This window comes from Paenibacillus bovis (assembly GCF_001421015.2).
In the GTDB taxonomy this organism is placed as follows: Bacteria; Bacillota; Bacilli; order Paenibacillales; family Paenibacillaceae; genus Saccharibacillus; species Saccharibacillus bovis.
Map to the genome: position 1 here is coordinate 4,439,652 of NZ_CP013023.1, position 13,452 is coordinate 4,453,103.

A 13,452-nucleotide genomic window follows, 5' to 3' on the forward strand; every position below is an offset into this window, starting at 1 on the left:
GTCATCCTTTCGGGCTAATTGGGCTCTATTTGATATTGAACGTTTACAATGCAAATCTGGTTACAATCATCTCTGCTGCGGCTTCTGCGTCAAGATCGGTGTTGTTGATTCTCAGGTAATTTGTCTTCTGTAGCTCACCAGGTAATGAATTTAATCGATATTGCTCATGGGTCTCGATCAGATCCTTTTCCGACCACTGGATATCGCGCTTAGTAGGTTTATGCTGAAGCCGGTTTTCCGTCTTATTACGCTGGATTCTCTGCTCCATGTCTGCTTCGAGCTCAACGTAATAGACTGTCCCGCCTCTACTTTCAAATAATGCAGCTACCTGTTCTATGTAATCCCAGTCACTCTGCAGATCGAACGCCCATACATAGGTGAAAATCAGACCTTCCAGATCGCTCTGAGAGACTTCTTCGAAAATCTCGCGCCGGATCAGGTTCACGAGCCGTTTGCCAGCAGGGGTGCTGTAATCGAAAAAGGAGGACACCAGATCGATAGACATGTGGTTGTGGAACAGCTTCATTTTCGTCTTAGCAGCCAGATGCTGACCTACGGTCATTTTGCCTACTGCCTGCGGGCCGAACAGGATGACGAGTTTCATGAGAATGCTCCTTCTTTCCGGGTAAGTGAGTAATTATTTCAGTATTCTTCGTTCTCTTCCCCCTGAACTTTTGCTTGCAGTCTGGATGCAATATGCTTCATTTTCTCAATCACATCATCTTCGGGACCTTTCACGACGATATTGCCTTCCTGATAATCGAACAGCACTTCTTCTTCTTCGCTTACCCACATTGCCATTCCTTCACTGGCGTAGCTCATCATGCTGCCATTCGGCAAGCTAACAGCAATCTCTTCCATCATCTCAAATTCCGGATCGCTCTCAACATAGTCTTTCCATTCCTGTAGGCTGATAGGAGTATCCTCATTCTCATACCACTTGGCTGCTCTTGTAATATATACATTGTATCCCATTGTTTTATTTCTCCTTATCAATCATTTTATTTGTTTGGCATATTAAGCTTAGCATAGTATGCCAAGATCTGTTTGGTTGCGCCTATGGATGGGAAGAACACAATCAGTTCTTTATCCGTTTGTTCATTAATAATCTCCATCACTGTTCCTGGTCCATACTTGGGATGTAGCAGCTCCGAGCCTATAATGATTGATTCGATGTATTCATTGGTTGCTGGCAGCTCTGGACTGACATAGATGGATTTGCTCCGTTCAAGCTCGGCTAGCATTTGGGGGTCAATAGGATAATCTCCTTCATATACTTCACCTTCATCTCCCTGAACACGAGCTCCGATCTGCTCAGCAATAGCAATTAATATTCCCATCACTTCATTATTAGCTCCTTCCAGAGTAAGACGTCCTTTTGTATAGGTGATAGGCAATAGATCGATCCAGGACTTCACCTGTTCAAGGTCAGCTTCCGTAATGGGATGTTGCTCACTATGCCACCAATTCAAGGATTTTGTAACATGGACATTATAGGACATTATTTAGCTCCTTTTATAATTAAATGAGCTTGCACTTTGTCTTCTTGAATGATTTTAGAGAAGTTCTTCATATTCTTTGGATTCGAGAACCCGATCATATCTAACAAACAACATTTCCGGAATGCCTATAATCGATTTGAACTCTTCTGCCAAGCTCATGTTCTTTTCTATACCATTGTTAATATAATCAACATTGAGAATACGGTTCAGCTGGTTTATTTGCTTATCGTTGCATCCAAACAATCGAAACGCCTCTGTATTACATTCATCAAATACCCGTTTAAATTCCTCTTCGAAAGTATTATTTTCTTTTAATTCTGTATACAAATCTTCCAGCTTTCCGCTGAATAATAAATCCTCAAAACTTGATTGCGGATAGCGCTTTTTGGCTATCTTATATACCAGTTCATCCTCGTATTCAAAAGAAAAGTGCAGCTTCGCTATTTCTTGACCCCGATCAAACACCTGGTACCCCCAACAGTGATCTTCAGCGTTATAAAAATAAAGTACAGGTATTCTATTCGAGACACGATATATATATGCTGGGGCCTTGTGATTATGGTCGGCTATATGACCGTCATCCTTGGTTAGCCAGGTGATCCACTTATCATTCAACCGATAAATAGCCGATCCTGATGGCAGCTGATCTTTGACCATTTCTTTGTGTGCAGCCAGTATGATATTCCCGGCAGTAAACTCGCTCATTTCCAGCACCTCTTATCTTTAGGATTTGAAAAACTGGTTGGCCGATTTGTTGAATAACGCCAGGAAAATAACAACCAGATACACCACCCTCGGGATGATGGAATCCGCATACAGCAGCAGAGAAAGAATGCACCAGATTACAATCATCAGCCTGCCCACATGCATTCCTCTAAAAGCCAGAATTCCACCTATGAATAACAGCGCACCGCCCGCATAGGCCAATATCACAGCGATCAGCTCAGGAGTATCTGCGAAAATAATTCCTTTGACAGGTACATTGCGGCTGATCATTATAGAGGTCAGGATTAAATTGAGGAAACCGATAGCCATAATAAGTATGGAAATGATAGCGACAAATAAAGGCCTTTTGCTCACAATATTGCTCCTTCAATTGGATTTTATGTATGCTGCTGCATCAAAGTGATTCGTATCGCTCTCCCTCCTATTCATTTGCGATACATTATATAGGATATTATAATCGTTATACAGGAATACATATATTCAAATTCAAATGCAAAAATAAAAATACAAATCATGTCTAAACCCAATCATTACACAGGTTTCTTAAAATTTATCCTCTATAAATATACAAGCATTCTCACCCTGAACTATATCGCTTTTCTCCGCAAAAATATTTACCTATTCCTTACTCGTTATTGCCAAACAACTCATTCATCATCTTGTCTTTATTATTAAGAAACTGCTTCATAATCAGATAATGATCCGTTTCTTCCAAAGTTCTCACCTCTACTCCATTCTCGCCCAAATAGTAAATGATCGAATTAGGGTACGCCATCAGAATAGGCGAATGGGTAGAAATAATAAACTGGGAATTCTGCTCTACCAGTTCATGCAGACGAGCCAGCATCGACAGCTGTCGCAAAGGAGAAAGAGCTGCTTCAGGCTCATCCAGAATATACAGCCCATTCCCGGAAAATCGGTGCAGAAAAGTCGCGAAAAAAGCTTCTCCGTGAGACTGTTCATGCAGGGATTTGCCACCATATGAATCTCTGATCTGTGGGCTAGCAATATTCTGCTGATCCAGTTCGTCGATATTGGTCGCCAGATTGTAGTAGCTCTCTGCCCGGAAAAAGAAACCATCCCGCGGCTTCCTGACACTGCGTATGAGGCAGATATACTGATGAAGCTCTGAATGCGTAGATTGTGTAGCAAAGTTAAAATGACGCGTGCCACCTTCCGCATTGAATCCGCATGCTATAGCCATCGCTTCCATCAGTGTGGATTTGCCTGCACCATTCTCACCGACAATAAAAGTAACCTGAGGATGGAAATCAAGCTGATCCAGATGACGGATCGCCTGGATATTGAATGGGTAACTATCCGGATTCGGGAAATCTGTTCTAGCAATCTTGATAGATCGTAGAAAAGATTCATAAGAAATCATCTTTATCCCTCCATTTTTAATATAGTAGACAATACTGCCTGTTTGTAACCTCTGATTTGCATTGTAGGCTGATGATTGGGCTTATAGTTATAAGTACTTTCTGAGCACAGCGATCACCTTCTCTGATTTATAGGCCTGCGCGATATCGAGTGCGCTCTCTCCTTGTGAATCTACAGCTCCAATGTCTGCACCGTGGTCCAGCAAATACAAAATAATATCTACAGGTTCATCTCCTGGTTCTCCGCCTCCCTGAATCGTGCCATCGATCGCAATATCCACAGCTTGATGCAGTGCTGTCCAACCGCCATTAGGCTGCTGGTTAATGTCACTTCCGCGATTCAACAGCAGCTCTACAATCATCAACTGCTCATGTTCTACCGCTAATTTTAAAAGCGTCCACCCATTCTCGTATACTTTGTTGGGATCAATGCCTGCAGTTAGTTCATCTGCGATCTTTTGTACTTCTCCATTTGCAATCCACTTAAAAATTTGGTTTTCATCCATCTTTATGATTCTCCATCCCTTCTGGTTTACCAATGTTATTTACAAAAAAAGGTTATCATCCTCATGTATCAGATGATAACAGGAATAGCATTCATAACCAAAACTTACATTTAATCGATCTATACAACAGATCACATGCATGTACACAATCTGTATAAAAATTAATTTCATCATATACAGAGCGAATTTCCAGACAATATAGTACATATAATAGAGTAGTCTTCCGAATAGCTAGAAAATAGAATTACGCTGTTTTAACAAGATCGCATACATAACTGGAAAGGGTAAGTAAAAAAAATAACATTTTGTAAGTCTCTGGTAGCAAAAGCGAGTATATAGCAGCACTTTTCCGAATACATCTACTGACTTTGCTTCTTCCCTGCTGAAGCTCTCTCACCCGGACAGAGCCGAACACATGCTAATTGGGAACCCGGCAGCTTTGCCGTATAATGGTAAATGTTACGTCGGATGTAACTTCCATATCGGGATCATACTACATACCATGATCATCATCCGACAGCATAAACCGGAGAGGATGAATACACTTGAATTATACCGAAGCACTGGAACGCAAAAGTGAAATGTTGAAGAAGAATGTGGAGAACTGGATTTTGAAAGAGAACCGCAGCGGCTTATCCCAGCAGGAAGCTTTTATTTATCGGAATATGATCAAGGAACTTCACCAGAACAAACACGAACTTCATACCATACGCGAAGAAGAATGGCACAGTGAAATCTCGGAACCAGCACATTCTGAACCTGCTACTCTAACAGCTGCCAAACCATATAGCATGTCCTAAGGATAAATTGACTCCAACCGCTACAACTTTGTTTACACAAAGTTTGGCGGTTTTTTGACGTTTGGGATACAGGCTATGAGATAGAAAATGAGCGATTATACGCTACCACTTTATCTGCTTGCTGCTTGTTCATATTTATGAATTGATCGCCGATATCCGATATAGACGAGTAGTAAAAGTAATTGTAGTCTTTCCTATCGTTTGATATGATTAGCTCTGCTCTAAACCTAAACCAGCTTTGATCCATTACATAACGTCTATGTATCTGTAGTACTGCTACTCTATTTATTTTATAACAATAAGGATGTGTATCATGACACTGTTCAAAAAGCTGATTTTACCGGCTGCTCTAATTGTTGTTCTTGCTGGCTGTGGAAATATGCAAGATGCGCCCACAGAGCATGCGGAGACTTCCTCTTCCTCGTCCACATGGGATACTGACACGACCGGAAATACCGTAAACGGCACCACAGATGATTATGCCGAGAATGAAGACGATCTGCCCAGCACCGAGAATGCTGGCAGCAATAACTTTAATGATAATAGCAGCACTTCTCCCGTCCAGGAGACCTCGCCGGATTCGAATAGTATCTCTACTACCGTGAAGACAACGACCTCTGTAGAGACAAGTGTTTCTGCAGGCAGTAGTACTTCGGTAGAGACCAGCACATCTGTTGAGATGAATCATTCTCCCAGCCCGTCGCAGCCAACTACCTCTGCATCCGGATTATCTACGCAAGCAAGTGATAACCTTTTGCAATATTTAGAAGAATGTACACAAATGCTGCATTATATGGGTCAGGAAATGAAACAAGCAGCTGACTTCTCCACGATGCAGGAACCAACAATTGAGAAAGTGGTGGCACAAATAGCGTCTCACCGCAAGAATATAGATAGTCGCCTACAAAGACTTGAATCCCTGACAATCCCTCAAATTGATAATCCGAGTATACGTGAAAAAGTAGTTTCTATTCGGAATCACACGCTGGATATGGGAAATACAGCGAGCGATATGATGCAGTTAATGAGCAAGTATATGCAAACCGACGATGAGGGTTATTATGAAAAGTATCAGAAAATGAGTGACCAAGTAAATGCCAGTTATCTAGCACTTATTGAACAGGCAGCCCAATTGGCAATCGAGGTAGAATAAAATGAATATAAGAGCCTGCAGACCTGATTCTGCAGGCTTTTTCTATATTTATAATAATCAGGTCATATATCGTCTACTGTATTCGATGTATCGTTAGCCCATTTATGCTGCGCTCTCTACTGCCAATACCTGCTTTCTTATGCGCCGGTATCATTTTGGTAATAGGATTGTCACTTTTTGCATATTAAATACCATACCTTTTTGTTCTAAAATAAACAGGGTCTTCTAACCGGTAGGCAGTGCTCCTTCATGGATAGGCTGAAGCAGTTTATCATGTTTACAGTAGCTCTACTTACCTGTTCGGCAATTCAATACATAAAGGTGGAATTGATATGCTTCAAACATTATTTACACGTATGAGTATGACCTCATGTCTGCTGACAGCCGGCCTGCTCGGCAGTATGTGGCTGACTCCCTCTACTGCTGTGCATGCTGCTGCTCTTCCCGCATCTTATGGATCTACTACTGCTAAAAATGGCATTGCTGAATCCTCTATTACAGGAACGAATGCAGCACCATTACCAGCAGCCTCCTCTCCAAAATCGCTTATAGCTATGAATGCACTGCACAAATCCTGGACATCGCCCAATCTGAGAACTCCCTCTGTCCTGATACGACATCCTTCCAATTCGTTTGTGAGCAATATTCATGCGGTTCCTGCCAAAAAGCTTGTCTATGCCTATATTACACAGTTGGTCGACAATATTCCCAAGGCCGGTATATCGTACGATTGGAAATTGGACAGTCTGAAGGCATTGGACGAGAATACAGGCAAAGTGAAATGGACGTATGATTTCCACAAATCCGGTGGCCCTTTTACTATATATGGCGAGACTGCTTTTGCAGCTAATGGTACTACCTATGCTTTTCAGAATTTTACGGATGGCACCTATAAATTGTATTCGATCAACAGCTCCGGTAAATTAAACTGGATTCGCTCTCTTCCACATCAGAATGGGCTGGATATTGTGCAGCTGTCTGTGATGAAAGATAACTCTATTCTGGCTGCTGTACAGTACAGCTACGACAATAAAGGGATATATCATACAAAATTGCTACATTTCCAGACCAGCGGCAAACTGATCCATCGCAGTCAGATCGCCGGTCGGTTAATCGGTATCCAAAATGATCATATCCTCATGGATCTCTCGCCCATGGTTAGACGCGGCGGCATCTGGGATACCGCTTATGGTTCCAAGCTGGCCGTATACAACCAGAACGGTCAGCAGCAGTACACCTACCAAATGCCCAAAACTACTATTTTGTATGAAGATATGGACGAACAGCAAACCCTCCTGTCTGACGGTTCCATAATTATTCGCGAAGCCGGCTTTACGCAAGATAAACTGTATGGATTCTCGCCGAAGGGTAAGCTTATATGGAAACGTCTTATTCCAATTGATGCGCAGATTGCAGCATCCGGTACAGGGTATGCCGTATATCAACCTGCTCCCCATACGATCAGCCTGTATACCATGAACAGTCAGATCGCACAGCAAAATGTGGTTGGCCCGCCGGAGGAAGGGATCTCCTTGATCCAGACGATCGATGGTAATCTGCTGCTCACTTTACAAAAAAGCGCCTACGTTTTGAATCCGCAGAATTTGCAAACTATTTTCGCCTCTTCCAGCGGTAATATTTTGCTGAATGCGGATATTAGAGCTTATGGCAACGGTGCAATCTATACAGCTGATGCTCGAGGATCGGTCGTGAAATGGAATATGCATCCATAATCCAGATGGTACGTTTATTGATTAAAATATACGTGTGTTCATTAAAATATCTGTGATGCATTCGTGCATCTATCTGAAATACGAAAAACCCTGCAGATTGAAGTCTGCAGGGTTTTCTCCTATCATCATTAATCCGAGCATCATTATGATAAATGCCGCTCTTATGAACATCATTATGGCGAGTTATTGCAAATGTCGTTATCAATATGATGAGCCGGTACTTCATTGGATCATCACCACTTCAATAACAATAGCTATCACCTCGCCTGCATTATTCACCGGCAAAGCTGTATCATAATCCGTGTATTTCTTACTTCGTCAGTACGCCAACCACCTGATCGACCAGTGCTTTGGAGGATACAGGCCCACCGAATGTCCAAGTAGTTCCAGACAGTGGATACGTACGTTTTTCTTTAACAAAGTTCAGTCCGTTCCAGACCGAATTGCCTTTCATTGCCGCTCCGAATACATCATCATCCGGCTGGGTGATATAGATAAAGTTGCTGTCCTGTACTTTGGACAGTGCCTCGATACCTACGGTCGAGAAACCATAATTTTCGACTTTATCCGATTTCCAGTCATTGATCATTCCGATCTTCGCCAGGGTACCTGCTACAACCGAATTGTCCAGGAACATGCGCAGACTTGCTGCATTCTGGGAAGTGAACGCCTGAGTGATCACATAGTGCAGATCCGCTTTGTCGGCAGCAGCCAGTTTTTCTTTGGCTTCGGCATAGTGCTGATCCAGATCAGCCAGTACTTTTTTCGCCTGATCCTGTTTGCCTACCGCCGTCGCAATACTGTTGAACACTTCAACCATCTTGTCATAGTCATAACCATTGCCGTCATTCAGATTGTACTCAATCGTTGGTGCAATCGTATTAAGCTGGTCATAAATATCTTTATTGCTGTCAAAGTTGGAGATGATCAGGTCCGGCTTCAGTGCCGCAATCGCTTCCAGATTCGGTTCATTACGCAGACCTACATCGGCTACACTGCTGTCCAGAGCAGCTTCCGGGCTTACATAGATCTTGTACTGCTTATTGTCCGCACTACCTACTGGCTGTACACCCAGAGCCACCAGATCTTCGGTAAATGTCCATTCCAGAACGACTACACGCTGCGCCGGCTTGTCGAGTTTCGTCTCGCCATGGTTATGCTTGATCGTTATCGGACCGGATGCTGCTGCTCCACCAGCAGCTGGTGTAGTTTCTCCCTCGGTTTTTGTATTTCCAGCTGTTCCGCAGCCTGCGAGTGCAAGCATCAGAACGAGCATAAGTGTAATTCCGATGAACCCCTTTTTCATGTTCGAATTCTCCTCTATATGTATGTATTTGCGGATAATGATAATCATTATCATCTATGGATTATGAAGCAGTACAACCGGATTGTCAACGATAAATCGGAATATCGGCTGTACTTTTTATCAGGCTTGTATGTACCCCTATTTAAAGGAAGCTCCAGCTCTGTTCACCCGTTGCAGGCAGAAGGTCCTGTCTGTTTATTGACAGCCCTTTATAAAGGATATTTGTCTACATGAGCCGAATCGGTAAAATCATCAATATCCAGATCATAATGACTCAAATACTCCTGAATCTCCTGCCAGCTGGCAAACTGTCTATATTCGCCCACTCTGTCGTACGAAGGCTTCAGCTCCTGTTCAATATCCGCTCTGTTAAATGAAGAAATCCTCACTTGAAAACGAGCTTTTTCTATGGGAACGCTGGATCGGTAAGGTGAAAAGCCGATCATTGCACCAGGCTCGATACGCAGCGGATATGCAGGCAGGCAGTCCCGCGGCAGCCCAATCTCCATCCAGGTGATCGAGTGGGCATCGACAGGGACTAATTCCTTGAGCAATATTTTTCCTTGTAAAAGCAGCTGCAGAGAATAAGCACTCATCTACTGTTCCTCCAGTTGTCTGGCATGCGGTTCGCTCTACTCGCGATCCTGACGCGAATAATGTCTGGCTGCCAGACTCGATTCGCGGACAATCAATCTTGGTTCGAATTCTACACGTTCATATTCAGCAGGCTCCGGTGACTGGATACGTTTGAGCAGCAGCTCTGCTGCCAACCTGCCCACTTCATTGCCCATAATCGATACCGAGCTGATCTGTGGTGTGGTCACTGTAGTCCATAGATTGTTATCGATGCCGACGATGGCAACATCCTCTGGCACTTTGACGCCCAGCTCTTTGAATCGGTTCACGATGCCGATCGCAACCATATCGTTGACTGCATAGATGGCATCAGGCATATTTTTGAGATTATAAAAGTAATCTGCTGCCTGTCGTCCTGTATCAAAAGTGAAGTCCTCGCCAAAATACACAAGCGAAGCATCTACATGACGAAGCGACTGTTCATAGGCCAGATAACGCTCTTCGATCTTGTCCTTGGGTGCACCTGCATAAGCGATACGGGTACGGCCGATCTGCAGCAGATGCTCCATAACGAGACGCCCTTCCTGGCGGGCCATGCCGACAATATCCGCTTTGAGATCGGAACTGAGCTTTTTGCTGTAATTAATAACGGATATCGGGATAGCCGACTGATTGATCAGACTTTCCAACGTTTTCGGATAGGCCAGCGGCATAATCACCAGACCATCCACGTGCAGCTTTTTCACTTCGCGCAGCGTCTCCAGCTCCAGCCGTGCATTACCTAGCGTATTGATCTGTACTACACGATAACCATGCTGCTTGGCAGCCTGCTCCACCGACCACGCGATATCGGGAATGATCGCATTGCGAATATCCGGTACTGCGAGTGCGATCTGCCGGGTCTGGCGAATTTTCAGACTCTGGGCAGAGGTATTCGGAATAAAGCCCATCTCCTCGACAATCTCCAGAATACGGGCTTTGGTCTTGGCACTGATGCCTTCGCTATCATTCAGAGCGCGCGATACCGTAGCAATACCAACGCCCGCTTTTTTGGCTACATCTTCTATCGTTACTTTTTTCCTGTTGGCCATGCCGGTTTATTCTCCTCTTATCGGAATCGTTTCCATTCATCCTTGTAATTTTTCGCTTCTTTTCTTACATTATATCATAGCCGTTTGCAAATCGGTCTGCCTGATTAAAAGGAAGGATCGGTGAAGGGCAACACTTCTATCATGGAAATAAACTATTTCAAATTTTATCTACTAACTCCCTGTTCTAATAGCTCTGAGTCTTATTTTGAAAAATAGAAATGAACTGTATTTTTTTTGTTTTCTTATGTAGGTTCGCGTCAGTTCCTGCCGAAATCCATTTGACAATATGTCCATAGTGTGACATCATTAATACCGGAAACGTTTCCTAAAATAGTGTATACTTATCGATAGCAACAAACTTATAATCTTATAACCTCACAGGGAGATGACTTCGATGCAAGCATTACGTTGGCATGGTGTAAAAGACTTGAGAGTAGATACAATTGAAGAACCAACCGTACAGGAAGGCAAAGTAAAAATCAAAGTGCAATGGTGCGGCATTTGCGGTAGTGATCTGCATGAATACGCGGCAGGTCCTATTTTCATTTCCAAAGACTCCCCTCACCCATTGACTAATGAAAAAGCACCTGTTGTGATGGGACATGAGTTTTCCGGACAAGTTGTCGAAGTAGGCGAAGGCGTAACCAAATTCAAAGAAGGCGACCGCGTTGTTGTGGAGCCTATTTTTGCATGCGGTAAATGTACTGCATGTCGTCAGGGCAAATATAATCTCTGCGAGAAAATGGGCTTCCTCGGTCTGGCCGGCGGTGGCGGCGGATTCTCTGAATATGTATCCGCAGATGAACACATGGTACACAAAATTCCGGACAGTGTTTCCTTTGAACAGGGCGCCCTGGTTGAACCGTCTGCAGTCGCACTGTATGCTGTTCGTCAAAGCCAGTTCAAAGTCGGTGACCGCGCTGTCGTATTTGGTGCAGGTCCGATCGGTCTGCTCGTGATCGAAGCACTGCGTGCATCCGGTGCAGCCGAGATCTATGCAGTCGAATTGTCCGAGGAACGCCGCAAAACAGCGGAATCACTCGGTGCTATCGGCCTGAACCCGGCTGATGTCGATGTAGTCAAAGAAATTCACCGTCTGACTGAAGGCGGCGCGGACGTTGCCTACGAAGTTACCGGTGTACCGGTCGTACTGACTCAAGCAATTGAATCAACCAGGCTGAGCGGACAGATCATGATCGTCAGCATTTTTGAAAAAGAAGCTCCAATCCATCCGAACCTGATCGTTATGCAGGAACGCAATATCGCCGGTATTATCGGCTACCGTGATGTATTCCCTGCTGTAATCAGCCTGATGAATCAAGGCTACTTCTCTCCGGAGAAACTGGTAACCAAACGAATCGGCCTGAGCGAGATTGTTGAGCAAGGCTTTGAAGCACTGATGAAAGAGAAAAACCAGGTGAAAATCCTCGTTTCTCCAAACAAATAATCCCCGAATAAAACAAGCTCTATGCAACAATAACAAAATATAAAAAAAGACTGCCGACATCTGATCGGCAGTCTTTTTGTTGAAGCAGAAATTATTTTTTGGCTAATTTGATCAATACTTGGTTATTACGGGTAAAGCTGAATGGATCACTAACTTCCATGGAATAATTGGACATTTTCTGGCCTGTTGGCATATCAAATACAATATATCCATCTACTTGAACACCTGGATTGATGTTGTCCAGCAGCAATTTGTTTTGAGAATCCATGTACATTACGGCTGTAGCATCCGAATCATAGGATCTTCCATCCTTGGATACCAGCTTGAACATAGCCATAGTAACCATACGCGCTTCTTTGTCATTGTTAATCACAGAAATCGGGACTGCCCAATATTCGCCATTGGCTTCCTGACGCAGGTATTGATTGCCTACACTGCTTTTGACTTCTGGTGTATGTACCATTACGGCAAATCCACCTACGCTAACGCCATCTCCAATATAAAATTCTTTCTTTTCCTGCTTGGGTGCTGTGCTGCCTTCTTTTTTGGCAGAAGCTGTATTGGAACTGCTTGTAGAACTACTGGTCGAACTAGGCTCATCGCTATTCATGCTTCCTGCTGCCAGTGTACCAAAAATGGCGCAGGCGATTAGTGTTGAAATTGCTTTTTTCATATCTGTGTCTATTCCCCTTTTGAATCGAAATAATATAAAGAATGATAGCTGCGATACTATAGGCGATAACATCATTGAGATCGAATGTACCTTGTATGATATGCGGAATCTGCAAAAGCTCGCTGAATATTCCGGTACATGGTATTCCAAAAATAATACTATACGTAACTACTTTACTGGATTCTCGCCAGATCTGATAAATGGTGTAGGCAAATGCATATGCCCATAATCCATCCGGCAGTGAATATTTAACAAAAGATGGCAGAGATAAAGAAGCCATTTCTCTAAGCTGCATTACAAAAGACAATAGACCTGCAAAGCTTAACCATTGAAATACAAGAAGTGTCGTATGCCGGTAAAGAATATAAATGATACTACCGACCAGGATAGGCAAAATAATATGCAGTCCGATTTGCCGTGTATTAATCTTCTCACCTCCTTGATATCATCCCATTGTAGAATCAGGGACTAGCCTTATCCTTTGACTGTTCTATAGCTATGTAAAACGAATAGATGCACAAACAATCTTCTATATATTTAAACGGATGATTCATCAT

Annotated in this window: 15 protein-coding genes; 4 read left to right on the forward strand and 11 right to left on the reverse strand. The window is 43.4% G+C overall.

Annotation, left to right across the window (positions count from 1 at the left end; all coding sequences use genetic code 11):
• Positions 1–43: 43 nt before the first annotated feature.
• The 7 genes from AR543_RS18955 to AR543_RS18985 all read right to left on the reverse strand — a co-directional run bounded on the left by AR543_RS18955 (position 44) and on the right by AR543_RS18985 (position 4,116).
• Positions 44–604: an AAA family ATPase gene (locus tag AR543_RS18955; protein WP_060535957.1), complete on the reverse strand. Its 561-nt coding sequence runs from the start codon at positions 602–604 to the stop codon at positions 44–46.
• A 38-nt stretch (positions 605–642) separates the two neighbouring features.
• Positions 643–975, reverse strand: a complete 333-nt coding sequence (locus AR543_RS18960) for a hypothetical protein (RefSeq protein ID WP_060535958.1) — start codon at positions 973–975, stop codon at positions 643–645.
• A gap of 26 nt (positions 976–1,001) precedes the next feature.
• Positions 1,002–1,502, reverse strand: a complete 501-nt coding sequence (locus AR543_RS18965; RefSeq protein WP_060535959.1) for a hypothetical protein — start codon at positions 1,500–1,502, stop codon at positions 1,002–1,004.
• 54 nt (positions 1,503–1,556) lie between these two features.
• Positions 1,557–2,207: a hypothetical protein gene (locus AR543_RS18970; RefSeq protein WP_060535960.1), complete on the reverse strand. Its 651-nt coding sequence runs from the start codon at positions 2,205–2,207 to the stop codon at positions 1,557–1,559.
• 18 nt (positions 2,208–2,225) lie between these two features.
• Complete coding sequence (locus AR543_RS18975; RefSeq protein ID WP_060535961.1) at positions 2,226–2,582, reverse strand: hypothetical protein; 357 nt, start codon at positions 2,580–2,582, stop codon at positions 2,226–2,228.
• 271 nt (positions 2,583–2,853) lie between these two features.
• Positions 2,854–3,612 carry an AAA family ATPase gene (locus AR543_RS18980; RefSeq protein WP_060535962.1) on the reverse strand — a complete coding sequence of 253 codons (759 nt, stop codon included), beginning with the start codon at positions 3,610–3,612 and terminating at the stop codon, positions 2,854–2,856.
• A gap of 87 nt (positions 3,613–3,699) precedes the next feature.
• A complete protein-coding gene (locus AR543_RS18985) occupies positions 3,700–4,116 on the reverse strand; it encodes an ankyrin repeat domain-containing protein (protein WP_060535963.1) in 417 nt (138 codons plus the stop codon).
• Between the two features lie 545 nt (positions 4,117–4,661).
• Between AR543_RS18985 and AR543_RS18990 the strand changes: the two genes are divergently transcribed.
• The 3 genes from AR543_RS18990 to AR543_RS19000 all read left to right on the forward strand — a co-directional run bounded on the left by AR543_RS18990 (position 4,662) and on the right by AR543_RS19000 (position 7,802).
• Positions 4,662–4,916, forward strand: coding sequence for a hypothetical protein (locus AR543_RS18990; protein WP_060535964.1), 255 nt, complete (start codon positions 4,662–4,664; stop codon positions 4,914–4,916).
• A 313-nt stretch (positions 4,917–5,229) separates the two neighbouring features.
• A complete protein-coding gene (locus AR543_RS18995) occupies positions 5,230–6,069 on the forward strand; it encodes a hypothetical protein (RefSeq protein ID WP_060535965.1) in 840 nt (279 codons plus the stop codon).
• Positions 6,070–6,401: 332 nt separating this feature from the next.
• Positions 6,402–7,802 carry a hypothetical protein gene (locus AR543_RS19000; RefSeq protein WP_060535966.1) on the forward strand — a complete coding sequence of 467 codons (1,401 nt, stop codon included), beginning with the start codon at positions 6,402–6,404 and terminating at the stop codon, positions 7,800–7,802.
• 310 nt (positions 7,803–8,112) lie between these two features.
• Here AR543_RS19000 and AR543_RS19005 read toward each other — a convergent pair whose 3' ends face one another.
• From AR543_RS19005 to AR543_RS19015, 3 genes are all read right to left on the reverse strand, one after another.
• Positions 8,113–9,108, reverse strand: coding sequence for an ABC transporter substrate-binding protein (locus AR543_RS19005; protein ID WP_060535967.1), 996 nt, complete (start codon positions 9,106–9,108; stop codon positions 8,113–8,115).
• 209 nt (positions 9,109–9,317) lie between these two features.
• Positions 9,318–9,704 (reverse strand): hypothetical protein, encoded by a 387-nt coding sequence (locus AR543_RS19010; RefSeq protein ID WP_060535968.1) that lies wholly within the window; start codon positions 9,702–9,704, stop codon positions 9,318–9,320.
• A gap of 36 nt (positions 9,705–9,740) precedes the next feature.
• Positions 9,741–10,775 (reverse strand): LacI family DNA-binding transcriptional regulator, encoded by a 1,035-nt coding sequence (locus tag AR543_RS19015; protein ID WP_060535969.1) that lies wholly within the window; start codon positions 10,773–10,775, stop codon positions 9,741–9,743.
• 394 nt (positions 10,776–11,169) lie between these two features.
• Here AR543_RS19015 and AR543_RS19020 point away from each other — a divergent pair, with 394 nt between their 5' ends.
• Positions 11,170–12,222, forward strand: a complete 1,053-nt coding sequence (locus AR543_RS19020) for a 2,3-butanediol dehydrogenase (RefSeq protein WP_060535970.1) — start codon at positions 11,170–11,172, stop codon at positions 12,220–12,222.
• Positions 12,223–12,313: 91 nt separating this feature from the next.
• Here AR543_RS19020 and AR543_RS19025 read toward each other — a convergent pair whose 3' ends face one another.
• The gene (locus AR543_RS19025) at positions 12,314–12,895 is read right to left on the reverse strand and encodes a DUF4352 domain-containing protein (RefSeq protein ID WP_060535971.1); all 582 of its coding nucleotides are present in this window, start codon (positions 12,893–12,895) and stop codon (positions 12,314–12,316) included.
• Positions 12,896–13,452: the final 557 nt, after the last annotated feature.

What these genes read in the sequence shown, in the direction of transcription:
- AR543_RS18955 (WP_060535957.1), bottom strand. Translation starts at nt 604, where the DNA reads ATGAAACTCGTCATCCTGTTCGGCCCGCAGGCAGTAGGCAAAATGACC.
- AR543_RS18960 (WP_060535958.1), bottom strand. Translation starts at nt 975, where the DNA reads ATGGGATACAATGTATATATTACAAGAGCAGCCAAGTGGTATGAGAAT.
- AR543_RS18965 (WP_060535959.1), bottom strand. Translation starts at nt 1,502, where the DNA reads ATGTCCTATAATGTCCATGTTACAAAATCCTTGAATTGGTGGCATAGT.
- AR543_RS18970 (WP_060535960.1), bottom strand. Translation starts at nt 2,207, where the DNA reads ATGAGCGAGTTTACTGCCGGGAATATCATACTGGCTGCACACAAAGAA.
- AR543_RS18980 (WP_060535962.1), bottom strand. Translation starts at nt 3,612, where the DNA reads ATGATTTCTTATGAATCTTTTCTACGATCTATCAAGATTGCTAGAACA.
- AR543_RS18985 (WP_060535963.1), bottom strand. Translation starts at nt 4,116, where the DNA reads ATGGATGAAAACCAAATTTTTAAGTGGATTGCAAATGGAGAAGTACAA.
- AR543_RS18995 (WP_060535965.1), top strand. Translation starts at nt 5,230, where the DNA reads ATGACACTGTTCAAAAAGCTGATTTTACCGGCTGCTCTAATTGTTGTT.
- AR543_RS19000 (WP_060535966.1), top strand. Translation starts at nt 6,402, where the DNA reads ATGCTTCAAACATTATTTACACGTATGAGTATGACCTCATGTCTGCTG.
- AR543_RS19005 (WP_060535967.1), bottom strand. Translation starts at nt 9,108, where the DNA reads ATGAAAAAGGGGTTCATCGGAATTACACTTATGCTCGTTCTGATGCTT.
- AR543_RS19010 (WP_060535968.1), bottom strand. Translation starts at nt 9,704, where the DNA reads ATGAGTGCTTATTCTCTGCAGCTGCTTTTACAAGGAAAAATATTGCTC.
- AR543_RS19015 (WP_060535969.1), bottom strand. Translation starts at nt 10,775, where the DNA reads ATGGCCAACAGGAAAAAAGTAACGATAGAAGATGTAGCCAAAAAAGCG.
- AR543_RS19020 (WP_060535970.1), top strand. Translation starts at nt 11,170, where the DNA reads ATGCAAGCATTACGTTGGCATGGTGTAAAAGACTTGAGAGTAGATACA.
- AR543_RS19025 (WP_060535971.1), bottom strand. Translation starts at nt 12,895, where the DNA reads ATGAAAAAAGCAATTTCAACACTAATCGCCTGCGCCATTTTTGGTACA.